The following is a 25535-nucleotide window of genomic DNA, read 5'->3' as shown; positions in this document are numbered from 1 at the left end:
CTACCTCTCCCCCTTTGCAAAAAGACCTGTTGGTTTCACCGTTAATATGATGACTAAAAGTATGAATGCAATGATGTCTTTATAATCATTTGAAATATAGGTTGCACCAAGGCTCTCACTGAAACCTAGGATATATCCACCTACGATCGCCCCCGGGATGCTGCCCATCCCACCCAATATGATAATGACGAAGGCTTTTAGGATGACTAAATGCCCCATGCCGGGAAAAACAAGATTAATAGGTGATGCAAGGGATGAAGCGATGGCTGCTAATCCCCCCGATATCATGAAGGTAAGCATCGCGACTTTATTAATGTTGATTCCTACTAATGACGCCCCTTCACGGCTTTGGGACATTGCAATTATGGTCGAACCGGCATAAGTTTTCTTTAGAAAAAGGTAAAGTAAAACCATCACTGCGATAGCTGACACGATGATCAATAATCGCTGAAGTGTGAACGTCAGGCCCACGATATTGACGACTTGACCATATGGAGAAGTCATAGTATGGAAGTCGGCACCCCAGACAAATTGGGCAAAAGCTTCAAGAAAAAGGAGAATGCCGATTGCTGCAATCTTATCGTGCAACGGGGGTGCCTCCCTTAAAAGGCGGAACACGAAACGTTCCAAAAGGACTCCCAACAAACCAACAACGATAATGGATACGAACATGGCAATCCAGTAATTGACCCCATATAATGTCATCATTGATAACGTGATATATCCTCCCAACATATATAGGGCACCGTGGGCAAAGTTCGGAATATGCAAAATTCCATATACTAACGTCAATCCCAGTGCAACGAGACTATATACGCTGCCAATCGTCAAACCATTAAAAAGCTGCTGGATCAAAATCTCCATTTATTTCCTCCTTTAAAATTAATGAATTTCTTTTTTCTGTTCATTCCCTGTCTTACAATCTTGTCCATATTTTAATAGCACACATCTGTATTAAAAACACTTTCACTAAATCTCCCATAGCATCAACATCTCGGGTAGGGCCAATAAGCTTTAATTCCCTTTATTCTCCGCCTATAGAATTAGCTTAGGTATCCATTGTTAGCGCTTTCATTTTTTCATGCGTAACGATCGTGCAGACAAGCTGTATTTAGGGAAAGCCAATGATTCCATTTTCAGTTTAATGATGGTTTATACATGGTGGTCGTCTGTTTTTTCACCCCCTTTCACCTCGCACCTCCAATAGGAGAATCATTCCGCAGAATAATTTCCAGATTTATTTCCATATTCATTTCCAGATTCATTTCCAGATTCATTCCCAGATAATAATGCAAGTGCCGTGCCAAACATTAAATCACCTTCAATTAGGCTATTAACCAGTCTGTGAATTCATTATTGAATTGTAAAATCTCAAAAGTATCGGTTCCATACGGGATGTCCTTCATTCACTATTGACTGAAAAAATCATTTCTGAATCAAAAAATTAAAATGGAAAGGAAACAAAAAATCCCGTTTATAACTTCCATCATTTCACACATTAGCAGTCGGGTAATAATGTAAAAAAAAACGCAACCTAAGAACCAATAATTTTCTAAGGTAATAAAGCCCGTCATCCCCCTAAAACGCGTAATATAATTAGGAATTCAGTCAAAAAGACAGCACCTCCAATTTTGGATAATATCCAAAATCGGAGGTGCTGTTCATACTTATCTATTATTTCCACAGCCTCGATATTATTTAAGTTTCCTCACAATTGTGCATGAGAATCAAGCGCTTCTCCAATTTCATGGTAATTTGGTAGGTTTAAGCCGCTTTCGTCAAGATTTCCTTATCAGCCTTTACACAGAGATCAGCTATTAAATTATTGTTAATCCTCTAATCTCTTACCGATCGAAAGGGTCACGCATTCATAATGTCTAAGAACCGTTACCTTGCAGTTGTACTTAACACACGATTTAATTTCACCTAACTTTTAGAGTTAGTTCATCCTTAGGAATTTTTCTACACTTCTCTGTTTTTTTCATTTTCACGCTTACGATCCATGGTTTTTAACGCTTTTCTATATTCTTCATCCTTCATAGCCAATCCCTTGATGTTTAAATCTTCCTGTGTCGTTTCCTGGAAACATTGAAGGGCTTGGCGGTAGGCCTGATCGTTCATGTGCTTAACCTGCCCAGCGGAAGCAGTTAGAGTCTCCTCTGGAACCAATTTTGATTTGTCAGGTGAATGGATGGCTTCCTTACCAGTTTCGTTTATAACCGTTTCACGTGCCATCTCTTCTTTTGAAGTTGACCAGAAATTAATCTTGAACAATCCCCCAATAACAGCCATAGCCAATCCTATGCAAGCAATAATGGTCACCATCTGACCAACCCCTTACTGTACATGTGTTAGAGTTTGTGTGACTTCCGCTACACGTTTTCCTAGAGCTCTTCCTAACTCTTGTGCTTGCTTAGGAAGCAAATCTGTACTATCAACAGGACAGGACACCCCTACCCCGTAATAAGATCCATATAAAGCATTTTCTGGAACATTACCAGGTAAGCCCACGATAATCATCCCTTGGTGAAGCATTGGAGTAATGAGGTTAAGCATCGTTGCTTCTAATCCTCCATGGACGGTAGCAGTCGTACAAAATACAGCACCAATTTTGTTTATAAGCTTACCTTCTGCCCATAAGAACCCTAATTTATCAATCCATGCCTTCAATCCAGAGCTAATCGTCCCTAAATGTCCAGGACATCCCCATACAATCGCATCCATTTTCGATAGCTTATATACATCTGCCTGATCCACATGATCTATATTAACTTCTGCACCAGACACTTCTTGAGCCCCTTCCGCTATTGAATATGCCAGTGCCTTTGTATGTTCACCTTCACTATCATAGACTACATAGATTTCCATAAAATTCCCCACTCCTCTTTGATGCATTGATGCGAATTTTCATCTACAACGAGATTTTAACTTTAGCATTCATACCAGGAAGTACTTTGGCAGATGGATTCATAATTGAGATTTTAACAGAAACTTTTTGAGTGACCTTTGTGAAATTGCCCGTATTCGACTCTGGTAAAGACGAAAATACAGATTTAGTAGCATAGCCGATTTCTTCAACTTTTCCTTCGAAAGTTACATCGGTATCGCCATCTACGTTTATATCCACTGAATCGCCTTTTTCAATATCCTTTAAATCTGTTTCCTTGATGTTAGCTGTAATGTATAAATGCTTGAGGTCTGCTGCTTGGGCTAGCACTTGGCCACCTTGTACTAACTGGTCATTTCCGGTTCCATTTTTAATAATCGTTCCCTCCATGGTAGACTTTATGGAAACGTCTTGACCTTCTTCTTCAATTATTCCTATTGCCTTTCCTTTTGTAACAGCTTTACCTTCTTTAATATCCCAATCTTTGAGCATACCAGAAGCTGGTGCTACAATTTGAACCATATCTGCAGATACCTTCGCATCATCAGTTTTCACAAAGTTCTCATTTTGATAATAAAAGTATGCACCGCCTGCCAGCAAAGCGATTACAACAAGAACACCCAATATATTGGCTATTATTAAACGACTTTTACTCATACGTATCTCCCCTTTTTATTCGTTTTTTCCAATGGTGCTGGAAGTAAAATGTGCTGCTCTTTCTGCACTAGCGACCTTCCTTTACCCGTTACAGCCTTTCCGATGGAAGCTAACAACATGATTATGCCTAATACCAGGAGAATGGTAAATAAATCATGGTAAGCCCCTAGAAGCGCACCTTTTTGACTATTCACAACCATTGAATAATAGGCCATGCTTTTTGCCTCTGTCAGTGTATGTCCATTATTGATATAATTGCGGACCAACCCGGCCATCTCTGAGTTAGTTTCGGGGTTCAATAGTGATATTTCCCCTCGAACTTCTTCATAGTGAATCGCATGCATTCGAAAAGCAAACCATCCTATTACTGGTCCAGCAATTGAACCAAATAAATTTCTCATAGAATGCAGGGATGACGACCGTAGTACTGCCTTGTGAATGTCACCTGCCAGTGCTGTTCCCAATGCCCCTGATAATAGCACCATGCTTACGCCTACGCCAATACAAGCCATTTGAACATTTATTGCCGTTAAAGAAACCTCGGTTCCCATTGATCTCCATTGAATACTGATCATTATTATGATGATGGAACCTACCATTCCCAGCCTGCCTGCACCCCATTTGTTATATAGCAGAGTACAGACGATACCAGACGCCAAGAATCCAACAAAAAACCAAAAATAAAAATAAGTAAGGTATATGAATGGAGGATCTAGAATGTTACGCAAAAACCCATTAGTTCCTGCAATCGCGACGATAAGAGCAATATGTGCAGTTACAGCCATAATTGTTCCTGAAACTGTTTTTGCTGACCACAATGATCGGATTGGAATAAAGGGATCCACAGCATTAAAATCAACCGCTATGAACAATAACGCCAATAGAAGAGCAATCACAAAAAATGGCCATACCTGATTTGATGTAAAGCCGTGTTCTTGTAAGTTATACAGCGGGAAAATCAAGTCCAATATTAATAAAGTGAATAAGAAAATTCCTTTCATGTTATGTTTCGTCGTTCCTGAGTTTAGCTCTGGCTTCGTTTTGGGTAAGATTCTGAATCCGATTACAAGGCAAATGAGGGATGAGAGAATATTTAACAAGAATATCCATCGCCACTCTGAAATACTTAAAGATAAGGATCCAACAAATGCACCTACCGCGCTGCAACCAAATAAACCACCTATCGCAAACAATATAAACAGATTCCGCACCTTGTTTGGGTAAGACCTTAAACTATGCGGTAGGATTGTCAAAAACAATACACCTGCCCCTAAACCTTGGAGTGATCTGCCAATGGTGAGCGGAATGATTCCCCAGCATAGGATATTGATGATCGTTCCACCAAGGAATATGAAAATGAAAGTAAGATAAATTTTTCTTGTTCCATATTTCATGGGAAGGATACGACCAAATGGGAGACCTAGAGAAAAAGCCAAATTTGAGCAAATGGATGGAAGTAACATAACGTGTGTACTTAAGTTAAGTCCATTTTGAATAACCATTTGATTCAAGATATAGGAAAGACTTGTAAAGTATTGAGGCCCAAATGAAAATAACGTTAATATAGATATGAGCACATATTCCGGCAACAGAGTTTTCTTTATCTCGCCACTCAAAACATTTTTTTGTGAATTCATATAATTCCCCCTTTCTTTCTAAGCTAATTTTGAATGTCAAATTCCATTCCTTAATATTTTTAATAGAAGAAAGTCTTCACCATCCATTCATATTGAGCAGATAAACATGCAACATAACCAAACTTGCCATTTACAATTTGTATTATACAATATATATAAAATATAGCAATAAAAATTTTACCCAAACAAACCTATAACACGGAAAAATGAAAAAGCCTAATTCAAATAAGAACATTTGAATTAGGCTTTTTCATGAAAAGGTTCATTAAAATATGTAATAAACAATACTGTTTCTGCTTATCAAAATTCGATTTATCTTTGTTTCCAGTTCTTAATATCCTGATTCAAACGTGTTAAATTCCTCTGAAGGACGTTTAAATCTTCCTCTGACCAGTCTTTAAGAATATCGGATAATCTTTCTTGACGAGACTTCTGAGCATTATGTAATATTTCTTGCCCTTCTTTCGTCATGACAATTAAGCTGATTCGTCCGTTTTTCGGATCTGGATAACGGCGAATGAATTCCTTTGACTCCATAGCGGCAACCTGGCGACTTGCAGTAGACACATTCAGTCTCAATTGGTCTGACAATTCATTAATGCCTAGTGGCCCATGCTTATCCAATTCACTTAGCAATAAAAACTCGGATCGATCTAGGTTGCCTATTTGTCTACTGGGGGATGTTGTTAGACGTACAAGCAGGGCTATGTCATATTCAATTAACTGGAGTGAGTCCAAATTCTATATCTCCCTTCTAGTGATTTAATTGAAAATAATTAGGCTGAACTAGTGTAGCTGGTTCTTTGTATATATTTTCCAATTAAAATGATCCACTACCCTTGTATGTGTATAAAAACAATATACATGATTTTCAATGGCTTACCAAGTTTTAAAGCTTCAATAAACCCGTTTAAATCAATATATTGAATAGGATTTAATCAGATATCTTATTGATAAATCCCCCTGTTTGTCTCTGACATTCTGAAGGTTTGAGCGAAAATTTGTGTTGATAAATTAATTCTGTAACCTTACATATTCTTCCTCCCTTTTTAAATATGTTGAACGTGCAGACTGGTTTCCTTAGTAAGACCGTCCTCTAGCCAAAGATGTTTACAGCTGGTGAATCTAGGTTGGACACCGCTGCCCCATTCTTTTTTTCTTTTGTCTTTGGTTCACATTCATTTTATTTTTTTTATTGAATTTTCGCCTATCGTATAATCAATCAAAAAAACTGCACCTCCCATTTTTCTAAAAATGGGAGGTACAGTTCAAACTCATCTATTCTTTTCCACTGACCTTTAATCGATATTTTTTAAGTTTCCTCACGATTGTTGCCTGACTGGATTCCAGGGCTTCTGCTATTTCATATGTAGTTTGGTAAGTTTGAGCCGCTTTCGTCAAAATTTCCTTTTCGGCTTTTTCCACCGCTTCTTTTAAAGTTAAGGTAGCATTGAGGTTCGGTTGATTCCGATTTTCCGGCTGATATTCTTCCGGTAGGTCGTTAATCGATAATATTCGATTATCCGTCAGCACGACGAGCCTTTCCACTATATTAATCAATTCACGGACATTTCCTGGCCAATCATGTTGATAAAAATATTCCTTCAACCGTGAATCTATTTCTTTTGAGAATTTATATTGTTCGTTTGCTTTTGTTAAAAACAAGTCAGTCAATGCCAAGATATCCTCTCTTCTTTCCCTTAGAGGAGGAATCGTAATCGGAATGACATTCAACCTATAAAAGAGGTCTTCACGAAAATCACCCGATTTGACCATTTCCGAAAGATTTCGGTTCGTTGCTGCTATTATGCGAACATCGATTTTCTTTGGTTTTGTTCCTCCGATTCTTTGAATCTCCCTTTCCTGAAGGGCCCGGAGCAGCTTCACCTGAAGTTGCAGGGGAAGCTCACCGACTTCATCCAGGAATAGGATACCACTCTCTGCCAGCTCAAACATTCCTGGTTTTCCTTTTTGATTGGCTCCGGTAAATGCCCCTCCTTCATATCCAAAGAGCTCGGATTCCAATAAATCAGCGGGAATTGCCCCGCAATTTATTTTAATGAAGTCTCCTTTTTTTGATCGGATGCTCCGATTATAGATATTGCGGGCAAGGACATCCTTTCCAACACCCGTTTCTCCCAGTATGAGTACTGTCGCATCAATATCCGATATTCTTTCTGCTATCTCATAAATCATTTTCATTTTATCACTGACGAATACGACTCCATCTTTGCTCGTTATCTTCCGCAGTTTCTCAATTTCCTGCTTATATTGATTATTCAGTTCATTAGCTTTCGTCAACTCATGCATCAGTTCATTTAAATCAGATAAATCCCTTATATTCGTAACGACTTGCTCTATATCCCCTTCTGCATTAAAAACGGGACTCCCTGTTATCAATGTTTCCTTTCCCGCAAAATTATCCTGTACGACTGATACCGTTCGTCTCAGCTTCACTACCTTATGAGTCACCGACGTATTCAGTATGCCGCGTTTAATCAATTGGTCCACAGATTTGCCGATATAATACTCTTTTGGTATGCCTGTGATCCGTTCAATTGCCGAATTGGTATAAAGCGTGATTCCATCTTGATCGGTGATGTATATTCCATCATAGGAATTTTCGATTATTGCATCCAGTGCGCGATTCAATTTATCCGTTTCATGAGCATCAATCAGTAAATCGTCCAAAAATTCCGTTTCCCTGCCTATATAAAGAAAATTGTCAGCATCCATTTGTTCCATTAATAAAAATAAATACCTTTTATCATGCAGCCTTGCAGCTGCAAGCCTTTTATTATCGAGAAATTGCCACTCATCGAATTGTTCGGTTAATGTATTATTACCATCCTGGCTTAACAATTGATTAAAATAGTTTCCCCAATCCTTTATCCGATTTGCAGAATCCACGACTAGTGCAGGAAAGGTCCACTCTTTGAGTAAATTAAGCTGAGAATCCTGTTTCACTTGATTCATTACTATTCACCGCCGCAAAAAGAATTCTTTTTAAGTACAATTCTGGATAATTTTCGAAACTCCTTTAAAATTGTCGAATTTCGCTCCTAAAAAAAGTAGTGATGAAATAATTTTCATCACTACTTTACCTCAGTAAGTCTTAAAAATAACCTCTCCACTAATCGCTTCCTTACCTGACTGATTAGTGGCCGCTACGTTGAAAAAATATCTATTCCCATTTTTTTCTTTTAGATCCGCATGAAGAGTTATGACATCATTCAAGAAAACCATGCCCTTGAAACGAATCTTGTATTCTTCGATAAATCCAATTTCATAAAGATTACTGAATAGCTTTGCGAGGTTTCCCATCGTCCACATCCCATGTGCGATGATACCTGGAAGACCAGCATTTTTTGCTTCCTCATCAATGGTATGAATGGGATTGAAATCACCTGATGCGCCGGCATATTTAATGAGGTCCAGTCGCGTTACAGGTGCAAGCTCGATAGAATGTAACGTGTCACCAATATGAAGTTCGGTTAATGTCGTCACTTACTCATCACCATCCTTCTGATCGTTTCATTTAAAATGACAAGCTGTTCAGCAGTGAAGACAATTTCCCCATTTGCATCCGTCCCATAATTTTTAAAGGCTAGAAATCCCATTTCCCCTTGTTTCCCTTTTTTCTCATAATAGTCTTTCACTTCCGTAAAACAGTTGATTTCTTCCCCTACCTTAAGCGGCCTGTTATAGCGATAAACCTGCTCACCGTGAATCAAGCCTTTATTCGGGAGATTTAAGCTTTCAATCGTTCCAAAATCAAAGACCCTTGGGAAAGTTGGTGGAGCGATATTCGTACCGTACCTTGATTGCCTGCCTGTTTCTTCATCTATGAAAATCGGGTGGGGATCACCAATCGATAATGCGAATTTTTTAACGGCTCCCCGTTCAACTATATTTTTAACGGGGTTGGATCGTTTTCCAATACTTTCGTTGAACATAACATCCCGCCTTTTTCCTTAATTTTTTGGACCACCCGCAACATATAAAACCTGCCCGCTAATGAATGAGGATGCCTCATCGGCAAAGAATGCAACAGCATGAGCAATATCACTTGGCAAACCGCTTCTGGCAACCGGAATACTGTTTGCCCTATCCTGGATGAATTGTTCAAAACTCACTCCCACCCGCCTAGCTGTTTCTTTCGTCATTTCGGTTTCGATAAAGCCTGGTGCGACCGAATTAGCCGTTATCCCATATTTGCCAAGTTCAATCGCCAGTGTTTTTGTTAACCCCTGAAGGCCAGCCTTTGCGGCTGAATAATTAGCCTGCCCGCGGTTCCCAAGGGCCGAGGTGGATGATATATTGATGATTCTTCCGTACTTATTTGCAACCATATGCTTCTGGGCGGCACGTACTGCATTGAAAGTACCTTTTAAATGCACATCCATTACCGTCTGCCAATCTGAATCGGTCATTTTAAAAAGTAAATTATCCCGGATGACCCCAGCATTATTCACGAGTATATCAAGGGATCCGAATGTGTCGGCTATTTCTTTTATCGATCCTTCCACCTCTTCTGGATTGACCACGTTGGCCACTTTGGTAAAAATGGTATAACCCTTGTCCCTTAATTCATTTCCTGTTGCTGTCAAAACCTCTTCGTTGATATCGATAATCGCCACGTTTGCGCCTTCACTGGCAAACAGTTCGACGATCGCCCGGCCAATCCCCCTGCTTCCTCCTGTAACTAAAGCTGTTTTCCCTGAAAATCTCCCTGACATAATCGTTTCCTCCTAATCTATTATAAGAATTGTCCTACTTTAACATGACCCTTAATCAAATTTCGGGAAATGATCATACGCTGTATTTCATCCGTACCATCATAAATCCTCCAAAGCCTTGCCTCGCGGTACCAGCGTTCGATGGGAAGCTCCTTCGTATAGCCCATGCCACCGTGAATCTGCAATACACGATCAACGACCCGATTCCCCATATTGGCTCCATAGAGTTTAGCCATTGAAGCTAAATGGCGGTTGTCTTCTCCATTATCAAGTGTAAAAGCCGCATTCAATACAAGCCATCTAGCCGCTTCAATTTCTACGGCAGAATCAGCTATCTGCCATTGAATGGCCTGGCGCTCAGCGATCGGTTTACCGAAAGTTACTCGTTCTTTAGCGTATTCTATAGCCATTTGCAGCAATCTTTCTGCAGAACCGACAGCCCGTGCGCCCACGATCCATCTTGCAAACCCAATCCATTCCAAGCCTAGTTTATAACCGCCATGCACTTCCCCTAAGATGTTTTCTTCGGGTACCCTTACATTATCAAAAACTAAACCGGCCGGTCCCCATTCTCCCATCGTATTGATATATTCTGATCTCCAGCCCATATCACGGTCTACAATGAAACAGGTTACCCCTTCCGTCCCGGTTGCTTGATGACGTTCTTTGTCAGTTACGGCAATGACCATGACGAAATCGGCATCATTTCCTCCAGTGATGAATGTTTTTTCTCCGTTAAGCACCCATTCATTCCCTTCTTTTACTGCCGTCATTTTAATATTTCGCGTATCGGACCCAGCCCCCGGCTCCGTCATGGCAAAACAGGACTTTTTCTCACCATTAATAGTAGGGATCAGATATTTCTGTTTCTGTTCTTCATTTGCATAATAAAGGATGTTATCAGCCGAACCTCCAAAGCTGAATGGGACAAACGTTTTTGATACTTCCATCAAGACAATTGCCATCATGAGCTGGCCTAGGTCTGCGCCGCCAAATTCCTCCGGGGTATTGATGCCCCAAAACCCGGCTTTTTTTGCTTTTTCCTGTAAATCTTTCAATGTCCCCTCTGGTAAACTAGGTTTTCCTGCCATTTCATTGCGAAGTACTTCATTTTCTAATGGAATCAATTCATTTTCCACGAACTTGCGTATTGTTTTTTGCACCATTTTTTGTTCATCTGATAGTCGTAAATCCATTTTAACCCCTCCGCTTTCCAATTAGACTAGTTTTGATATTTTCTCTTTAATTGCCCGGTAATGATATTCTTTTGGATTTCGGACGTACCTTCATATATTCTGGTGATTCGGGCATCCCGATAGAAACGTTCAACTGGATAATCCTTCATATATCCCATCCCGCCATGAATCTGAACGGCCTTATCAGCGATACGATTATATACTTCCGAACCATACAACTTAAGCATGGCCGCTTCTTTAATGACTTTTTCTTTCTGATCGACCATCCATGCGACCCTGTATGTGAATGAGCGAAGTGCTTCTATTTCCATTGCCATCTCGGCAATCATATGGGATACGGCTTGATGATCAATGATCGGGACATTGAATTGTTCACGTTCTGTCGCATATTTGGTAGAAAGATCGAGCAGGTATTGACAGGACCCTAAATTACGGGCAGCAAGGCCTGCCCGGCCATTTGCAAGGATTTTCAAGGCATTTACATACCCTTGGCCGACGTCCCCCAATACATTTTCAGCAGGAACCTCGCAATCTTCAAAAAACAATTCGGCCGAATGTGAGCCTCGAAGACCCATCTTCCTTTCCAGGCTACCAACTCTAAAACCCGGAAAATCCTTTTCTACTATGAATGAGGTGATCCCTTTCGCCCCTTTATCTTTGTCAGTAACGGCCATAACTGTAAAAATATCTGCTACATCTGCATTCGTTATATAATGCTTGGTACCATTTAAAATATATTTATCGCCATTTTTGACCGCCGTCATTTTGAGATTCGTAGCATGGGACCCCGCTGCAGGCTCAGTTAAAGCAAAAGCGCCAATTCTATTACCGCTTGCCATATCTGGTAGATACTTTTCCTTTTGCATTTCATTGCCCATTTCGACTATCCCTACCGTCCCTATACCGGTGTGGGCCCCAATCAGAGTGGTATATCCATTATGTGTTTTGCCGATTTCCTCATATAAGGCACATTTTCCCACCATCCCGATTCCGAGTCCGCCATACCTTTCCGGGATACTAAGTCCGAATAGCCCGATTTCCTTCGATAAATTTATGATGGATTCCGGGATATGATCTTCATCCTCTATCTGCATGGAAAATGGATCGATTTGTTCTTCGATAAACTGGCGTATATTTTCTTTAAGTAGCAGGATGTCTTCATCTAAGCGAAAGTCCATTTGCATTCCCCTTTATTTGCGAATTGGTTGTTAGCGCTTTCATATCTAGTTAGAATGAGCGATATGTTTTTCTTGAAGCTTGCGTTTTAAAATTTTACCGACCGCCGTCTTCGGAAGTTCACTTTCAAATGTGATTTCTTTTGGGACCTTGAAGGCAGCGAGCTGCTTTCGGCAATAATCCTTCAATTCGTTTTCAGTTATTCTTTCACTTGGTTTTAGAACTACCGCTGCATGTACCGTTTCACCGCGATATTGATCGGGAACGCCAAAGACGGCTGCTTCCAGAACCTTAGGGTGGCTGTATAGTATATCTTCAATTTCAATTGGATAAATATTGAATCCGCCTGCGATGATCATCTCTTTCTTCCGTCCCACAATGTAAAAGAAGCCATCTTCATCCATCTTGGCCATATCACCGGTATGCAGCCATCCGTTTTGAATCGTCTTCTTCGTCTCTTCAGGCATGTCCCAATAACCTTTCATTACCTGTGGACCCTTTATGACCAATTCACCTGGTGTATCAACCAAGAGGGCTGGCTCTCCTGTAATGCTGTCAATTATGGCGGCGTACGTATTTTGTATCGGAATCCCGATACTTCCTGGTTTTTGCAGGCCGCTGACTGGATTCCGGTGCGTGACTGGTGACGCCTCGGACAGTCCATAGCCCTCAGCAATCTTTGTTCCACTAAGTTCGCTGAACCTTGACAATACATGCAATGGCAATGGTGCCGAACCTGAAACGCAAGATTTCAAAGTATGCAAATCAAATGGATGGGACTGGTAATATTGTAATAAAGCAATATACATCGTCGGTACCCCTGGAAAAATAGTCGGTTTAAGATTAGTGATAATATCGACGATCTCCGTTACCTGAAATCGGGATACAAGAATTAATTCCCCGCCATTATAAAACGTCAGGTTCATCCCTGAAGTCATGCCGTAAACATGAAATAATGGGGAAACGCCCAGTACCCTTTCCTTCCCCTTTTGAGTATTGATTCTTGAAGTGGCTGCACTTTGCAGCGTATTGGCTACGATATTACGATGGGTTAGCATCGCGCCTTTAGAACGCCCTGTCGTTCCTCCAGTATATTGGAGGACGGCGACATCTCTAGCAGGTTCAATCTCCACAGTGAAATCCACCTCTGTTACAGATAGCAGTTTTTTTGTCATTTCACATTTGCCCTTTTCCAGAGACACGCTCAACACCTTTTCAACATCGGTTTCAGCTATGACGGCTTCAACTATGGGCAATAAATCGTCGAGTACAATGATATGCCTTGCACCTGAATCTTTCAGGACATGCATTAATTCGTTCGCCTTATACATTGGATTGATTTGGACAACAATGGCTCCATTCAAAAGAGTTCCAAAAAAACCAATTGGATATTGGGGACAATTAGGAAGCATGATAGCTACACGATCTCCCTTTCCAATGCCTTCATCAGCAAGCAAGCGGGCACATTTTTTTACTAACTTCCCCAACTCTGAATATGTATACCTTTCCTCCATGAACGTTACCGCTGTATTATCCGAATACTGTTCGACTGATTGAAAAAATAGTTCTGTCAATGAAATTTCAGGAATATCAATCTCTATTGGATTTCCGGACGGGATATGCTTTATCCAAGGTCTATCCATTGGTCCTCCCCTTTCTTCATTCAAAAATAAAGAAGTCATACTAACAATATGCAAGGAGTGTGCCAAAAATAAATCGTTTTGATACGTTGATTCAATTCATGCTAAAATTCAAAAATGAATTATTTGCTGCGTTCTTAATAATTTTAGGTTCATAATACTAGGATTTAAATTTGACTCAATAACTCATTTTTGAATTAAGACATTGCTTTCGTATAAAGACCCAACTGTAATGCTGGCCTGTGGACATACTGATCATCTTCAGGAAATTAAAACGGGATGCTGATCAAGGTCAGCATCCCGTTCAAAAAAATGATTCACTGCTCTATGGCGGTGTCATCTTCCAATGATATTTTCCATAATTCTTTCGCTTTTCCACTAACCGTTTCATCAAAAACAAATGATCCATTCGTATATCGATCATGATTTTTTAATGAAGCGGCATGAATCGTTTCAATGGTTCCCTTTTCGGAAAGAATGAAAAGACTGTCGGTTTTGTTAATGATATCGAAACCAACGATCCTATGAGGATTCGATTTCAATTCCCTCAAGACCACGACACCGCGTTTTGCCCGGCTCGTTTTTTCAAACTCGGTTAATTTCATTTTCTTTATGGCCCCGCGCTGTGTAACGATAAAGATCGATTCTTTACTATCCTTGGCCAAAACCTTTCCGCCAATGACATAGTCATTTTCTTTCAAGTTAATCCCTTTGACCCCTGCTGCCCGGACACCGACAACACTTACTTCTTCTTCATCAAACCATAAACCATAGCCATTATGAGTGACTAGGAAAAGGTCAGCCTGTCCATTCGTATGATGGACATCGACCAGTTCATCGTCACCTTTTAAATTGACACCAACCAGTGGTTTTGAATGACGCTGGGCTTTATAGGAAGCTAATTCTGTCTTTTTCACCATACCATTTTTCGTGATGAACACCAAGAATTCCGGCATGGTAAAATCTTTGATTGGAATCGCTTTTATGATTTGTTCTTCCCTGTCGATTGGAATGATGTTCGCGATATGCTGACCGGTTTCCTTCCAGCGAATATCAGGAAGCTGATGAACTGGACAATAGAGGTAGTTCCCTTTGGACGTGAACAGCAACAGGACATCTGTTGTATTCATCTCCAGCCTCTGGAGCAGGCGATCGGAATCCTTCATGCCAAAATCAAGACCTCCTGACGCTGCATAAGATCGTAACGATGTCCGTTTGACATAGCCTTCTTTCGTCACGGTAACCATCACGTCTTCACTCGCAATCAAGACTTCCAGATTTATTTTGATTTCTTCAATTTCTTTTTCGATTTTGGAACGCCGTCCGTCATCAAAGCCCTTTTTAATGAATCGAAGTTCTTTTTTAATTACTTGAAGAAGAACTTTTTCACTGCCAAGAATCTTTGTCAATTCCTCAATTTTGTCCTTCAATTCCGCTGCCTCTGCTTCAAGTGCTGTAATATCCGTATTTGTCAGCCTATATAACTGCAAGGAGACAATGGCTTCAGCTTGCGCTTCTGTAAAAGCAAATTTAGCCATGAGGTTATCTTTAGCGTTCCGTTTGTCTTTAGATGCCCGGATGACAGCGATGACTTCATCTAATATGGATAAAGCTTTCACTAATCCATCGACGATATGTGCCCTGTCATGTGCCTTTTGCAGCTCATAACGTGAACGGTTCACGATTACCTCTTTACGGTGTTCGATATAAGCATCGAGCATTTTAGGCAGGCTCATCAATGTTGGCCGCTTTTTATAAATTGCAACCATATTGAAATTGTATGCAATTTGAAGATCGGAATTTTTGTATAAATAATGCAGGACTCCATTTGCATCTGCTTCTTTTTTCAGTTCGATGACAATGCGCAGTCCTGTACGGTCGGTCTCATCCCTTACTTCGGCGATTCCTTCCACTTTCCGGTCTAGACGGAATTCATCCATTTTCTTAACAAGGTTTGCTTTATTGACTTCATATGGGATTTCAGTGATGACGATTTGCTGTTTGCCGCCCCGAATCGTTTCCACTTCCGCCAACCCGCGAATGATTATTTTCCCTTTACCTGTTTCATAGGCCTTACGAATGCCCTCAATTCCTTGAATGATACCGCCAGTAGGAAAATCCGGCCCTTTAATGACAGTCATTAAATCAGCGACTGTCGCTTCCGGCTTATCGATTCGCATAATGGCAGCATCAATGACTTCACCTAGTTGATGTGGCGGGATTTCAGTGGCATAGCCGGCTGAAATTCCTGTAGAGCCGTTTACAAGCAGGTTAGGGAACATTGCAGGCAATACAATGGGCTCTTCTGAAGTATCATCAAAGTTCGGTACAAAATCGACCGTCCTTTTTTCAATATCCCGCAGCATCTCGGAGGCAATCGATGAAAGCCTCGCTTCCGTATACCGCATCGCAGCAGGCGGATCACCATCAATGCTACCATTGTTTCCGTGCATTTGGACCATGACCTTCCGCAGCTTCCAGTCTTGGCTCATCCGAACCATTGCCTCATAAACGGATGAATCTCCGTGAGGGTGATAGTTACCGATTACATTACCGACCGTTTTTGCGGATTTCCTGAATCCTTTTTCCTGAGTATTTCCTTCGACATGCATTGCATACAATATCCTGCGCTGCACCGGTTTTAAGCCGTCCCTTGCATCAGGAAGTGCCCGATCTTGGATAATATATTTACTATAACGGCCGAAGCGGTCACCAATTACCTCTTCAAGCGGCAAATCCCGAAACGTTTCTTCAAATACCATCGTTAATGACCTCCTCTTCAATCGACATATTTTCATTATCTAAAATATTCGATTCCTCTTCGAGACCAAAAGCGACATTGGCTTCAATCCACTTACGACGCGGTTCAACCTTATCTCCCATCAAAGTTGTCACACGTCTTTCTGCACGTGCTCCATCATCGATCTTCACACGTATCAATGTCCTTGTTTCCGGGTTCATGGTGGTATCCCATAATTGATCGGCATTCATCTCTCCCAGCCCTTTATAGCGCTGAATCATATAGCCTTTCCCCACCTTGTCTATCGCTCCCTGGAGCTCCTCATCGCTCCAAGCATATTCAATGACTTCTTTCTTCCCTGTCCCTTTGCTCACTTTATATAAAGGGGGCAAGGCAATGTACACCTTCCCTGACTCTATTAACGGCTTCAAATACCGGTAAAAGAAAGTCAGCAGCAGCACTTGGATATGGGCCCCATCCGTATCGGCATCAGTCATGATGATCACTTTATCATAGTTAGTGTCCGGCGTATTGAACTCCGCCCCGACACCTCCGCCGATGGCATGGATGATCGTATTTATTTCCTCGTTTTTAAAAATATCCGCCAGTTTTGCCTTTTCCGTATTGATAACTTTCCCCCGCAAAGGAAGAACTGCTTGGAAACGGCGATCCCGCCCTTGTTTAGCGGATCCCCCAGCAGAGTCACCTTCAACAAGATACAATTCATTTCGTTCTGGATTTTTGGATTGGGCTGGTGTTAATTTCCCGGAAAGGATGGCATCGGATTTTTTCCGTTTCTTCCCGCTTCTTGCGTCTTCACGGGCTTTGCGTGCCGCTTCCCTTGCCTGGAACGCTTTAATCGCTTTTTTAACCAATAGGGTACTCGTGGTCGGATCTTCTTCAAAAAAGTAGGCTAGGTGCTCTGATACGATGGAATCGACTGCAGAACGGGCTTCGCTGGTTCCAAGTTTGCTTTTGGTTTGTCCTTCGAATTGAAGAAGTTCTTCAGGGATGCGCACTGAAATGATTGAAGACAAGCCTTCACGTATATCGGTACCTTCGAGGTTTTTATCTTTTTCCTTTAATAGCCCCATTTTTCTGGCATAATCATTAAATGCCCGTGTCATGGCCGTTTTTGCACCAATCTCATGGGTGCCTCCGTCTTTTGTACGAACGTTATTCACGAAGCTTAGAATATTTTCTGAATAACCATCGTTGAATTGAAAGGCAAGTTCGACTTCAATCCCATTTTGTTCCCCTTCTAAGCTGACTACACTATGGAGTGTCTCTTTCTCTTCATTTAAATAATCGACAAACGCTTCAATGCCATTTTCATAGTGAAAAACTTCATTACGGTCGTTACGCTCATCCGTCAATTCTATCTTCATGCCTTTTAAAAGAAAAGCTGATTCACGAAGGCGCTCACACAGGATCTCATAATTAAAAGTCGTCACCGAAAATATTTTAGGATCGGGCTTGAAGTGGATTTTGGTCCCAGCCTGGTTTGTTTTGCCGATTTTCTCCAGTGTGGTTTCCGGCTTTCCGCCATTGAAAAAACGTTGTTCGTAAATGAACCCGTCCCTCTTGATTGTCACGACAAGCCATTCAGACAACGCGTTAACGACCGAAGCACCGACTCCATGAAGGCCTCCACTCGTTTTATATCCGCCTTGTCCAAATTTACCTCCAGCATGAAGAATCGTTAAAATGACCTCAGGCGTCGGTTTACCTAATTTATGCATGCCAATAGGCATTCCACGCCCTTTATCGGACACACTTACACTGTTATCTTTATGTATTTTCACACTAATTTGGTCTCCATATCCAGCTAAAGCCTCATCTACGGAGTTATCTACAATCTCGTACACTAAATGATGAAGTCCGCGTGCATCAGTACTGCCGATATACATACCGGGACGTTTTCTGACCGCTTCGAGTCCTTCCAGTACCTGAATTGCATCATCATTGTACTCGATTGTTTTTACTTTCTTTGCCACAGAAATTCCCCTTTCCTTACTAAACACAATTTCCGGGCCAAATCATACTGCAATGAAATGACTCACTAGCTTAACAAATCCATTAATACGTTATTATCATTATAACAAGTATAATACTTTCACGAACAAAGAACAAGCGTTCTATTTTTTTGTCCTTTTTATTAGCGTTAGCACATTTGTGTGGAACAAAACGTATCATAGCTACCATTCTAATTGTAGCGGTAAATTTTCATTTGGCAAATATACTTTTATTATTTTAATCAAATAAAGCTTAAATGGCTTAATTTGCCCGACCGCTCAATGCCCGCTATGGCTGCCTTTCAGTTTTTCTCCAGAAATAAAGCGATACCTTAAAAAAAGAGCGGAAGTTCCGCTCTTCATTTTACTTTGTAAGGGCGTGTTCGACTTTTATACATCGATTCATGATGACAGTATGTCCTTTTTCTTTCAAAAAATTATAGGCTTCTTCATTTTCCACCCCTAGCTGCGCCCAAAAGATATCTGCATCGATTTCTGCAAATTCCTTGGCTATCTCCGGAAGGAACTCTGAACGGCGGAAAACATTGACGATATCGACGTGCCCTTCAATATCTTTTAGAGCTTTAACTGCCTTTACACCCAGGACTTCAGATACAGCAGGGTTTACCGGGATGATTTCATATCCGCTATCCTGCATGGCCTTCGATACCATATAAGAAGTGCGCTCAGGGTTATCGGATAAACCAACGACAGCGATGCGCTTCGATTCTTTCAACATCTTTCCCATTTCTTCTCTGCTTGGATTTTCTATCATTCTTTTCAATCCCCTTTATAATAAAATGTAATATTTGATTAAAGAGTATTCTTAACAAAGGTTTATTCCATTATTAAGAAAAATCATTATACAAGAAAGAATAAGTTTAGAAAAGGCATGACTCACTTAACTTTCTTATGTTCATACAGACTACCACGTATTGTAACAATTTATACAAGGAGGCATCGTTCATTATATATTTACGAAAATAAGGAAGTCTAAACCTTTTACCATTCATGAACTTAACGTATATCAAAAGATGGAGGTCCATCAAGGAAAATTCATTTTTTTAGTGGATTTTTTTTGGACAGCCGTACCATTTTGTCACGAAAATGTTACAATAAGAGAAGCTTAACAGGTATTTCAGGGCTGTTTTTAGCTATTTCTACACGTTTATTTTTGAAAAAGGGAACAATCTTCCTTAAACGTGATAAAAAAAGAAGATTTTTCTTAAAGAAAGGGTAATAGAATGCTTACATTTATCACTATACTGGCTGCCTACCTGATCGGTTCGATTCCGTCCGGTTTAATAATCGGTAAAACATTTTACAAAATCGACATCCGGGAGCATGGCAGTAAAAATCTAGGCGGGACAAATACCTTCAGGACACTTGGTGTCAAGGCAGGACTAACCGTTACTATCATGGATATACTTAAGGGTACCCTAGCAACTTATCTGCCGTATATGCTAGGCGTGGAAATGCATTTATTGCTAGCCGGAGTTATTGCGGTAGTCGGTCATATGTTTCCCATTTTTGCAAACTTTCGGGGCGGAAAAGCCGTGGCAACTTCTGCTGGTGTCATTCTTGCTTATGAACCATGGTTTTTTGTCTTTGCCGTCATCATTTTCTTTATATCCTTATACATATCCAAATATGTCTCGCTTTCATCCATGATTGCTTGTCTACTTGCTCTCATCTACAGTTTAGTTTTTCATATTAAAGATTTGCCGCTCATTATTGTAATCAGTTTAATAACGATCTTCATTTTTTACCGGCATCGCGCAAACATCAAGCGGATTATCGATAAAACTGAACCTAAAGTAAAATGGTTATAAGAACATGTGCATTACCATGTAAAGATAGGCCCGTATGCAAGGGCCTATTTTCCATTCTACAATTCATTTGTAAGGCATGCCTCGAAATCTTGAAGCATTTCTAATTTCCTGGATGAATGACACTAATCCCTTAATTGTCATTTCCAATTCTGCAGAATCCGTTATATTCCCTTTGATGATTCCGATTATTTCATTGAAGGTATTTTCCGTTAATCCAGATTCCTTGTCACCTGCTTGAACCGCTTCTTTGACACTTAGGGCAGAATCAACAACATCTTTCATGTATTCATTTGATGATTGCACGATTGTATCTATTTCAGCTATCGACTTTTTAGTCTGTCCAGCAAGTTTCCTGACCTCATTCGAAACTACCGCAAATCCATTACCATGTTCAGCTGCCCGCTTCGATGGCTGAATTCAATGAAAGTAAATTTGTCTGGTCGGCCATTCCCTGTTCATGCTTAACAAACTCAGTGATCTTAAGAAAGATTGGTTTAATAAACCGATCTTTTTCATCAACATTTTTCATAAAATTAACAAGGTTTTGTATCTTTTCCGTTAAGATCTGCCTACGCTTTGCCCCTCTTAAGCCATTGTTTTTGAACAAAGTGATTGTTCAGCGCGCGTTTTGATCTGCCTTTTGACAAATTGCCCGTTTTCTATCAATTGCTTAACAAAAGCATCCGTTTCTTCACTTAAATACAAGACTTCTTCACTAACTAACGAATGCCGTTAAATCGATGATATTAACCTGAAGTTTCACCTGTTCACTGCTTACATTCAATATGCCATCTGTTTCATTTGCTTTTTTAAACCAGTTTGCTTCTATTTGCTTCACTTTTTATGAAATTCCCCATATCCCACTGCCCCTGATTTTTTAAATGATGGCATAGCTACTCCATTAAATCCCAACAACAAAACTTGGTTCTTTATTCCATTTAATTTAAAGGTAATCAGATCTCAAAAAACGATTCATTCACACTATTTATAATTCATCCTGGACTCTTCACCATTCTTTTGTCAAGGTAAAAGGATTTAAAACATTTCTACAGTAACTTCAAATCGAAAGAATCGTTTGGAATTCGTTTTATGGAGAAAGAGTCAAGTAAGGATTGAATAATTGTTGAACACAGGCTACACTGGAACTAGTTATTACATATCGATAGGAGAAAATGCCATGAAGCCATTGCAAATATCACCGGAAACCGCATTAAAGTTATCCAAGTCACTAAACTTGCCTTTAGAGCAAATCATGCATATGCCTACACCGGTCTTGCTGAGAAAGCTTGCCGAGGCTGAAGCAAAAGAAAAAGGCAATACAAAATAGCTGCAGGAATCTGCAGCTATTTTTGTGTGTGCTCAAATGTGTATGAAACGCTACGGGCAATACCATTTCCGGGTTCCCTTTTACCAGCCTCGTCTTATAAGGAAATTAATTAGATGGCATTTCGTTTTATCCTCATAATATATAATTTCAGAGTCTTGCCTAAATGGCTCAGGAATCAAAAAGGCAAAAAAACCGCACAGGGGCTGTTTTCAATTGTAAGTCAATTCATTTGCCATATCAGGCAAAGGCTTCTTTTTGACTGATATTAATTGTTCATTTTCATAGGTACATGCAAATTCTTGTGGTGGTTCATCCTGTAATATATCTTGCAGGTAATACTTTATGTTGGGCACAACATCACTTGCCTCCATAACCCATTGAAATGGCTTCCAGGCAAGTTCCCCTTCATCACAGTCAGACAGCCCTTCCCCTGCATCTTCAGCTCTGTAAACATACATTCCACCTGTTTCATTCCATGTCACGATCCCTCGAAAGCTCATCCCCCTTACTTTCAATCCAGTTTCTTCAAGAATTTCGCGTTCCATCGATTCATCGATGGTTTCACCTTTTTCTATTTTCCCGCCTATGCCATTCCATTTATGCCGATTGGGATCTTTTTGGCGAAATAGCATCAACACTTCGACTTCGTTGGATCTTTTTCGAGTTATGAAACAAATATTATATATAATATCCATGGTCATTTCCTTTCTTAAACGCACATTATTCGCATCTACCGCATAATTACTTTATACTTAAAAAACGAACCTCTAGGAAGGAGAATGAGTATGAAACTGACCATTTCCGATCAAGCAGCTAAGTGGTATATTGATGAACTGGGGCTTCAAGAAGGCTCTCATTTGCGCTTTTATGTAAGATATGGCGGGCATAGTACCGTCCAAAGCGGCTTTTCATTAGGTATCATGCAAGAAGAACCGGAAAATGCAGCGGCCGCAACGATTATGAACGAGATTAATTTTTATGTAGAAGAAAAAGATTTATGGTACTTTGATGGCCACGATTTACTTATTACTTTTAATGAAAAACTGACTGAACCAGAATTTCAATATGAAAAGAGTGCTTGACAATAAAGCAGCGGTGTAAACTGCTGTTTTTTCTTGTTCAATCGAGGAGGCGCTCTTCAATATCTTCCGCCCTAAGAATTTCCGCTTGTTTATCCCCTAAAAGATCAAAATGAGAATAGCCATCCTTCCTGTGATGAATCCACTCTTTTTTTAGCCCGTATTGCTTCCCCCACTCCGCTAAACGCCGTAAATCCTTGCATCCGACTTTTGTAACCGTCTTACAACCGGGAAATCGGTCATCCAGCCAATAATGAGTTAGAAAAGCTATTTGGCCTTGATCGATTTTCTGCTTCCAGGCTACGACGTCTACCCGTTTAATCCCAAAAGCCATTTTTGATCACCTCAATAACTATAATTAATCCAATTCATCCTGCTTTTTATTTTTCTCATAGGCCTCATGCCATTCAGGATACATTCGTTTAATGGATATCGGGCGGAAGCTCTCTTTTTTAACGCAAACGTGGGAAGAATGACCTGTAGCCGCCACTTCATTTTTCCCATTAACGATCTCATACCCATAAACGACGCGTAAACCGTCATATTTTTCAATCCAGGTTTTAATTTTTACCTTATCACCATATCTAACAGGGGTTTTATACGAAGCCTGAATATCCATAACAGGTGAGAGGATGCCATCCGCTTCCATATCAGCATAATAAAACCCTAAATCATTTATCAATTTTGTCCTGCCAAGTTCCATCCATATTAAATAATTCGCATGGTAAACAACACCCATTTGATCTGTCTCTGCATACCGCACTTCAATTTCGTTTTCTGCTATGAACATTTTGTTTCCCCACTTTCTATTCTCTTGCAATAAACATTTTACCATAACAATTGTTCAAATTTCATTAAGCTGCCTTTATAGACTGCTTTCTTCATTGAACCTAAAATGAAAGGGGAGAAAGATTTCTCATCTCTTTCTCCCCTTTACCTAGTTGTTTACATATTATCGCTACTATAACCGCTTTCCCGTGCTTCCTGCTCATCTTGCATTTCTTCCTTCATTCCATCAATGCTCTTTCTTCTTCGTTCATTTTTATCCTGAATTGCCTGCTTTTCTTCTCCTGAAGAAAACGATAACGTTTCATTTGCAGCGATTATGTTCTCTTCCGTATTTTCTATTGCATCTTGAATTTTTTCAACATTATCCAAACGGTTATCCGGATTGTGCTTATTTGTGCCCATTATTTTCACCTCATGTTTTATTATTTACATAATATTATTACGATTACTTTATTAGCTTGTCCCTTGATTACTCGCCTTTAGTTTGAATGACCTGAGCATGTTTGCCGGATTTGTCCTGCATTTTCTTACCGTTGTTCCCGCCAGCTGCAATTGGCTGTGTTCCTTGATGGCTCGGTCTAAAGTGTTTAGAATCTTTTTTTGGATTACCCATTCTATCGCCTCCTTCTCTTATCATGGATAAAAAAGAGGAAATTCATGAATGCCAGTTTTTGAAATAGTTATGAAAAAAGAGCCAGTACCTTGAAGGAACCTTCATGGCATTGACTCTTTTTAAGCAAAGACTATTCAGCCTTTTGCATATGTTTTTTTTCAAGACGTTCTTCAAGTCTTTCCATTTGTTTAACGTCCATCAATAATTCCCTTTTATTTTCTTTAATTAATTCTTCAAATGTCCTTTTTCTTTTTTTCATGCTTTTCACCTACTTATTTTTAATATACAATTCAGCATTGCCAAATTTACGTAAAATTATGACTATATGGTTTCCACCCCTTGAATTGTCATAATTATCAGATTTTTAACCTAATAAAAATTCCATATCTCCGCTCTCTATACTTTAACCCTTTTTTCATAAATTTTAACCATATTTTTTCGAATTTTTTGATTTTTACATAAAACTTTGACAACTTTGTTAACATACAATAAAAAACGGAACCTCATAAGGTTCCGTCTTGTAATCAGAAACGTTCCTTGTTTTCAGAAATCGGCTGTCTCCTAGCATCTATTCCGGGTTTTCGGCAGGAGTATGTCGCAAATCACTTCAAACTGGATTGCCCTACTGCATACTATTTATATTTCTTTCCATATCTTTTAATGTCATGGCTGAAATTACCTTATTCCTGATAATGCCTTTTTTGTCGATGAAGTAAGTTGTCGGTATGCTAAGAATTTTGTAGCGCTCATTCACTGGATTTTTAGCGCTTTGACTGTCCAGCGGTATGGTAAAAGTAATTCCATTATCCTCCACAAATGCTTGTACATCATTTTCAGGGTCAATATTGACTGCAAGTACGACGACATCATCACCCGCTTGTTGTGTGTATTTCTCCATATCCGGCATTTCCTTCTTGCAAGGCGGGCACCACGTTGCCCAAAAATTCAGCATTACCTTTTTGCCCTCATAATCCGATAATTCAACTTGTTTCCCATCCAAAGTTTTCAGGGAGAAATCCGGTGCTTTGGCTCCAATTTTCAATCCGCCCAAAGCATCTTTTTCGTCATTTCCCTTCGATTCATTATCCATCGCCTGCACGATCGCTACAGTAATAAGTGATAGTAAGGCCACCGAAGCAATAATTTTTTTAAGCATACTCGTCCTCCTAGTCCCATTACAATAAAAATATTAGTCCATTTCCAGAATT

The 25535-nt window shown here is 40.0% G+C and carries 27 protein-coding genes and 1 pseudogene; 3 read left to right on the top strand and 25 right to left on the bottom strand.

Annotated features, from left to right (window positions below):
• From J7I96_RS11195 to J7I96_RS11120, 16 genes are all read right to left on the bottom strand, one after another.
• A complete protein-coding gene (locus tag J7I96_RS11195) occupies nucleotides 1–864 on the bottom strand; it encodes a branched-chain amino acid ABC transporter permease (protein WP_214768055.1) in 864 nt (287 codons plus the stop codon).
• Between the two features lie 1098 nt (nucleotides 865–1962).
• The gene (locus J7I96_RS11190; RefSeq protein WP_214768054.1) at nucleotides 1963–2325 is read right to left on the bottom strand and encodes a hypothetical protein; all 363 of its coding nucleotides are present in this window, start codon (nucleotides 2323–2325) and stop codon (nucleotides 1963–1965) included.
• A 12-nt stretch (nucleotides 2326–2337) separates the two neighbouring features.
• The gene (locus tag J7I96_RS11185; RefSeq protein WP_214768053.1) at nucleotides 2338–2868 is read right to left on the bottom strand and encodes an NAD(P)H-dependent oxidoreductase; all 531 of its coding nucleotides are present in this window, start codon (nucleotides 2866–2868) and stop codon (nucleotides 2338–2340) included.
• Nucleotides 2869–2911: 43 nt separating this feature from the next.
• Entirely contained in the window at nucleotides 2912–3544 is a 633-nt protein-coding gene (locus tag J7I96_RS11180; protein WP_214768052.1) for an HlyD family secretion protein, read from the bottom strand.
• Nucleotides 3541–5181: an MFS transporter gene (locus J7I96_RS11175; protein WP_214923825.1), complete on the bottom strand. Its 1641-nt coding sequence runs from the start codon at nucleotides 5179–5181 to the stop codon at nucleotides 3541–3543. The genes J7I96_RS11180 and J7I96_RS11175 overlap by 4 nt, the downstream gene beginning before the upstream one ends.
• A gap of 312 nt (nucleotides 5182–5493) precedes the next feature.
• On the bottom strand, nucleotides 5494–5919 hold the full coding sequence (locus J7I96_RS11170) for a MarR family winged helix-turn-helix transcriptional regulator (protein WP_053534838.1): 426 nt from the start codon (nucleotides 5917–5919) through the stop codon (nucleotides 5494–5496).
• A gap of 540 nt (nucleotides 5920–6459) precedes the next feature.
• The gene (locus J7I96_RS11165) at nucleotides 6460–8157 is read right to left on the bottom strand and encodes a sigma-54 interaction domain-containing protein (protein ID WP_251025038.1); all 1698 of its coding nucleotides are present in this window, start codon (nucleotides 8155–8157) and stop codon (nucleotides 6460–6462) included.
• A 129-nt stretch (nucleotides 8158–8286) separates the two neighbouring features.
• The gene (locus J7I96_RS11160) at nucleotides 8287–8688 is read right to left on the bottom strand and encodes a MaoC/PaaZ C-terminal domain-containing protein (RefSeq protein ID WP_214768050.1); all 402 of its coding nucleotides are present in this window, start codon (nucleotides 8686–8688) and stop codon (nucleotides 8287–8289) included.
• Complete coding sequence (locus tag J7I96_RS11155; RefSeq protein WP_214768049.1) at nucleotides 8685–9137, bottom strand: MaoC family dehydratase N-terminal domain-containing protein; 453 nt, start codon at nucleotides 9135–9137, stop codon at nucleotides 8685–8687. Before J7I96_RS11155 ends, J7I96_RS11160 begins: the two co-directional genes overlap by 4 nt.
• Before the next feature lie 18 nt (nucleotides 9138–9155).
• Nucleotides 9156–9920 (bottom strand): SDR family oxidoreductase, encoded by a 765-nt coding sequence (locus tag J7I96_RS11150; protein WP_214768048.1) that lies wholly within the window; start codon nucleotides 9918–9920, stop codon nucleotides 9156–9158.
• A 20-nt stretch (nucleotides 9921–9940) separates the two neighbouring features.
• Nucleotides 9941–11116, bottom strand: coding sequence for an acyl-CoA dehydrogenase family protein (locus tag J7I96_RS11145; RefSeq protein WP_214768047.1), 1176 nt, complete (start codon nucleotides 11114–11116; stop codon nucleotides 9941–9943).
• A gap of 26 nt (nucleotides 11117–11142) precedes the next feature.
• Nucleotides 11143–12294, bottom strand: coding sequence for an acyl-CoA dehydrogenase family protein (locus tag J7I96_RS11140; protein ID WP_214768046.1), 1152 nt, complete (start codon nucleotides 12292–12294; stop codon nucleotides 11143–11145).
• Between the two features lie 45 nt (nucleotides 12295–12339).
• Nucleotides 12340–13935, bottom strand: coding sequence for a long-chain-fatty-acid--CoA ligase (locus J7I96_RS11135; protein WP_214768045.1), 1596 nt, complete (start codon nucleotides 13933–13935; stop codon nucleotides 12340–12342).
• Between the two features lie 314 nt (nucleotides 13936–14249).
• A complete protein-coding gene (gene parC / locus J7I96_RS11130; protein WP_214768044.1) occupies nucleotides 14250–16694 on the bottom strand; it encodes a DNA topoisomerase IV subunit A in 2445 nt (814 codons plus the stop codon).
• Complete coding sequence (gene parE, locus J7I96_RS11125; RefSeq protein WP_396020091.1) at nucleotides 16684–18648, bottom strand: DNA topoisomerase IV subunit B; 1965 nt, start codon at nucleotides 18646–18648, stop codon at nucleotides 16684–16686. Before parE ends, parC begins: the two co-directional genes overlap by 11 nt.
• Nucleotides 18649–19051: 403 nt before the next feature.
• Nucleotides 19052–19462 carry a CoA-binding protein gene (locus tag J7I96_RS11120; protein WP_214768042.1) on the bottom strand — a complete coding sequence of 137 codons (411 nt, stop codon included), beginning with the start codon at nucleotides 19460–19462 and terminating at the stop codon, nucleotides 19052–19054.
• A 469-nt stretch (nucleotides 19463–19931) separates the two neighbouring features.
• Here J7I96_RS11120 and plsY point away from each other — a divergent pair, with 469 nt between their 5' ends.
• The gene (plsY, locus tag J7I96_RS11115; RefSeq protein WP_034312400.1) at nucleotides 19932–20519 is read left to right on the top strand and encodes a glycerol-3-phosphate 1-O-acyltransferase PlsY; all 588 of its coding nucleotides are present in this window, start codon (nucleotides 19932–19934) and stop codon (nucleotides 20517–20519) included.
• Between the two features lie 63 nt (nucleotides 20520–20582).
• Here the strand turns inward: plsY and J7I96_RS11110 are convergent.
• Both J7I96_RS11110 and J7I96_RS28410 read right to left on the bottom strand, forming a co-directional pair.
• Nucleotides 20583–20967 (bottom strand): annotated as a pseudogene (locus J7I96_RS11110) (methyl-accepting chemotaxis protein); the annotation flags it as partial.
• A 267-nt stretch (nucleotides 20968–21234) separates the two neighbouring features.
• Complete coding sequence (locus J7I96_RS28410) at nucleotides 21235–21357, bottom strand: hypothetical protein (RefSeq protein ID WP_285289395.1); 123 nt, start codon at nucleotides 21355–21357, stop codon at nucleotides 21235–21237.
• Nucleotides 21358–21696: 339 nt separating this feature from the next.
• On the opposite strand from J7I96_RS28410, the gene J7I96_RS11105 reads away from it, so the two are divergent.
• Nucleotides 21697–21846: a YycC family protein gene (locus J7I96_RS11105; RefSeq protein WP_065310839.1), complete on the top strand. Its 150-nt coding sequence runs from the start codon at nucleotides 21697–21699 to the stop codon at nucleotides 21844–21846.
• Nucleotides 21847–22055: 209 nt separating this feature from the next.
• On the opposite strand, the gene J7I96_RS11100 is transcribed toward J7I96_RS11105, so the two are convergent.
• Complete coding sequence (locus tag J7I96_RS11100) at nucleotides 22056–22541, bottom strand: NUDIX hydrolase (RefSeq protein WP_214768041.1); 486 nt, start codon at nucleotides 22539–22541, stop codon at nucleotides 22056–22058.
• 90 nt (nucleotides 22542–22631) lie between these two features.
• Here J7I96_RS11100 and J7I96_RS11095 point away from each other — a divergent pair, with 90 nt between their 5' ends.
• Nucleotides 22632–22928 carry a HesB/YadR/YfhF family protein gene (locus tag J7I96_RS11095; RefSeq protein WP_214768040.1) on the top strand — a complete coding sequence of 99 codons (297 nt, stop codon included), beginning with the start codon at nucleotides 22632–22634 and terminating at the stop codon, nucleotides 22926–22928.
• A 37-nt stretch (nucleotides 22929–22965) separates the two neighbouring features.
• Here the strand turns inward: J7I96_RS11095 and J7I96_RS11090 are convergent, their stop codons facing one another.
• The 6 genes from J7I96_RS11090 to J7I96_RS11065 all read right to left on the bottom strand — a co-directional run bounded on the left by J7I96_RS11090 (nucleotide 22966) and on the right by J7I96_RS11065 (nucleotide 25483).
• Nucleotides 22966–23259 (bottom strand): hypothetical protein, encoded by a 294-nt coding sequence (locus J7I96_RS11090; RefSeq protein ID WP_202310610.1) that lies wholly within the window; start codon nucleotides 23257–23259, stop codon nucleotides 22966–22968.
• A gap of 24 nt (nucleotides 23260–23283) precedes the next feature.
• Entirely contained in the window at nucleotides 23284–23715 is a 432-nt protein-coding gene (locus J7I96_RS11085) for an acyl-CoA thioesterase (protein ID WP_214923829.1), read from the bottom strand.
• 155 nt (nucleotides 23716–23870) lie between these two features.
• Nucleotides 23871–24116, bottom strand: a complete 246-nt coding sequence (gene tlp, locus J7I96_RS11080) for a small acid-soluble spore protein Tlp (RefSeq protein WP_063576388.1) — start codon at nucleotides 24114–24116, stop codon at nucleotides 23871–23873.
• Nucleotides 24117–24183: 67 nt separating this feature from the next.
• Nucleotides 24184–24327, bottom strand: coding sequence for an acid-soluble spore protein N (locus J7I96_RS11075; RefSeq protein WP_048678620.1), 144 nt, complete (start codon nucleotides 24325–24327; stop codon nucleotides 24184–24186).
• A 130-nt stretch (nucleotides 24328–24457) separates the two neighbouring features.
• The gene (locus J7I96_RS11070) at nucleotides 24458–24586 is read right to left on the bottom strand and encodes an FbpB family small basic protein (protein ID WP_072272906.1); all 129 of its coding nucleotides are present in this window, start codon (nucleotides 24584–24586) and stop codon (nucleotides 24458–24460) included.
• A gap of 363 nt (nucleotides 24587–24949) precedes the next feature.
• A complete protein-coding gene (locus tag J7I96_RS11065) occupies nucleotides 24950–25483 on the bottom strand; it encodes a TlpA disulfide reductase family protein (protein WP_202310608.1) in 534 nt (177 codons plus the stop codon).
• Nucleotides 25484–25535 lie beyond the last annotated feature (52 nt).

It is taken from the genome of Bacillus sp. ISL-78, assembly GCF_018613455.1.
Taxonomy (GTDB): Bacteria; Bacillota; Bacilli; order Bacillales; family DSM-1321; genus Peribacillus; species Peribacillus frigoritolerans.
This window is presented reverse-complemented; position numbering and strand designations above follow the sequence as displayed.

What these genes read in the sequence shown, in the direction of transcription:
- J7I96_RS11090 (WP_202310610.1), bottom strand. Translation starts at nt 23,259, where the DNA reads ATGGCTTTTGGGATTAAACGGGTAGACGTCGTAGCCTGGAAGCAGAAA.
- J7I96_RS11185 (WP_214768053.1), bottom strand. Translation starts at nt 2,868, where the DNA reads ATGGAAATCTATGTAGTCTATGATAGTGAAGGTGAACATACAAAGGCA.
- J7I96_RS11165 (WP_251025038.1), bottom strand. Translation starts at nt 8,157, where the DNA reads ATGAATCAAGTGAAACAGGATTCTCAGCTTAATTTACTCAAAGAGTGG.
- tlp (WP_063576388.1), bottom strand. Translation starts at nt 24,116, where the DNA reads ATGGGCACAAATAAGCACAATCCGGATAACCGTTTGGATAATGTTGAA.
- J7I96_RS11195 (WP_214768055.1), bottom strand. Translation starts at nt 864, where the DNA reads ATGGAGATTTTGATCCAGCAGCTTTTTAATGGTTTGACGATTGGCAGC.
- J7I96_RS11120 (WP_214768042.1), bottom strand. Translation starts at nt 19,462, where the DNA reads ATGATAGAAAATCCAAGCAGAGAAGAAATGGGAAAGATGTTGAAAGAA.
- J7I96_RS11100 (WP_214768041.1), bottom strand. Translation starts at nt 22,541, where the DNA reads ATGGATATTATATATAATATTTGTTTCATAACTCGAAAAAGATCCAAC.
- J7I96_RS11155 (WP_214768049.1), bottom strand. Translation starts at nt 9,137, where the DNA reads ATGTTCAACGAAAGTATTGGAAAACGATCCAACCCCGTTAAAAATATA.
- parC (WP_214768044.1), bottom strand. Translation starts at nt 16,694, where the DNA reads ATGGTATTTGAAGAAACGTTTCGGGATTTGCCGCTTGAAGAGGTAATT.
- J7I96_RS11070 (WP_072272906.1), bottom strand. Translation starts at nt 24,586, where the DNA reads ATGAAAAAAAGAAAAAGGACATTTGAAGAATTAATTAAAGAAAATAAA.
- J7I96_RS11105 (WP_065310839.1), top strand. Translation starts at nt 21,697, where the DNA reads ATGAAGCCATTGCAAATATCACCGGAAACCGCATTAAAGTTATCCAAG.
- J7I96_RS11095 (WP_214768040.1), top strand. Translation starts at nt 22,632, where the DNA reads ATGAAACTGACCATTTCCGATCAAGCAGCTAAGTGGTATATTGATGAA.
- J7I96_RS11190 (WP_214768054.1), bottom strand. Translation starts at nt 2,325, where the DNA reads ATGGTGACCATTATTGCTTGCATAGGATTGGCTATGGCTGTTATTGGG.
- J7I96_RS11175 (WP_214923825.1), bottom strand. Translation starts at nt 5,181, where the DNA reads ATGAATTCACAAAAAAATGTTTTGAGTGGCGAGATAAAGAAAACTCTG.
- J7I96_RS11180 (WP_214768052.1), bottom strand. Translation starts at nt 3,544, where the DNA reads ATGAGTAAAAGTCGTTTAATAATAGCCAATATATTGGGTGTTCTTGTT.
- J7I96_RS11145 (WP_214768047.1), bottom strand. Translation starts at nt 11,116, where the DNA reads ATGGATTTACGACTATCAGATGAACAAAAAATGGTGCAAAAAACAATA.
- J7I96_RS11075 (WP_048678620.1), bottom strand. Translation starts at nt 24,327, where the DNA reads ATGGGTAATCCAAAAAAAGATTCTAAACACTTTAGACCGAGCCATCAA.
- plsY (WP_034312400.1), top strand. Translation starts at nt 19,932, where the DNA reads ATGCTTACATTTATCACTATACTGGCTGCCTACCTGATCGGTTCGATT.
- J7I96_RS11135 (WP_214768045.1), bottom strand. Translation starts at nt 13,935, where the DNA reads ATGGATAGACCTTGGATAAAGCATATCCCGTCCGGAAATCCAATAGAG.
- J7I96_RS11065 (WP_202310608.1), bottom strand. Translation starts at nt 25,483, where the DNA reads ATGCTTAAAAAAATTATTGCTTCGGTGGCCTTACTATCACTTATTACT.
- J7I96_RS11140 (WP_214768046.1), bottom strand. Translation starts at nt 12,294, where the DNA reads ATGGACTTTCGCTTAGATGAAGACATCCTGCTACTTAAAGAAAATATA.
- J7I96_RS11085 (WP_214923829.1), bottom strand. Translation starts at nt 23,715, where the DNA reads ATGTTCATAGCAGAAAACGAAATTGAAGTGCGGTATGCAGAGACAGAT.
- J7I96_RS11150 (WP_214768048.1), bottom strand. Translation starts at nt 9,920, where the DNA reads ATGTCAGGGAGATTTTCAGGGAAAACAGCTTTAGTTACAGGAGGAAGC.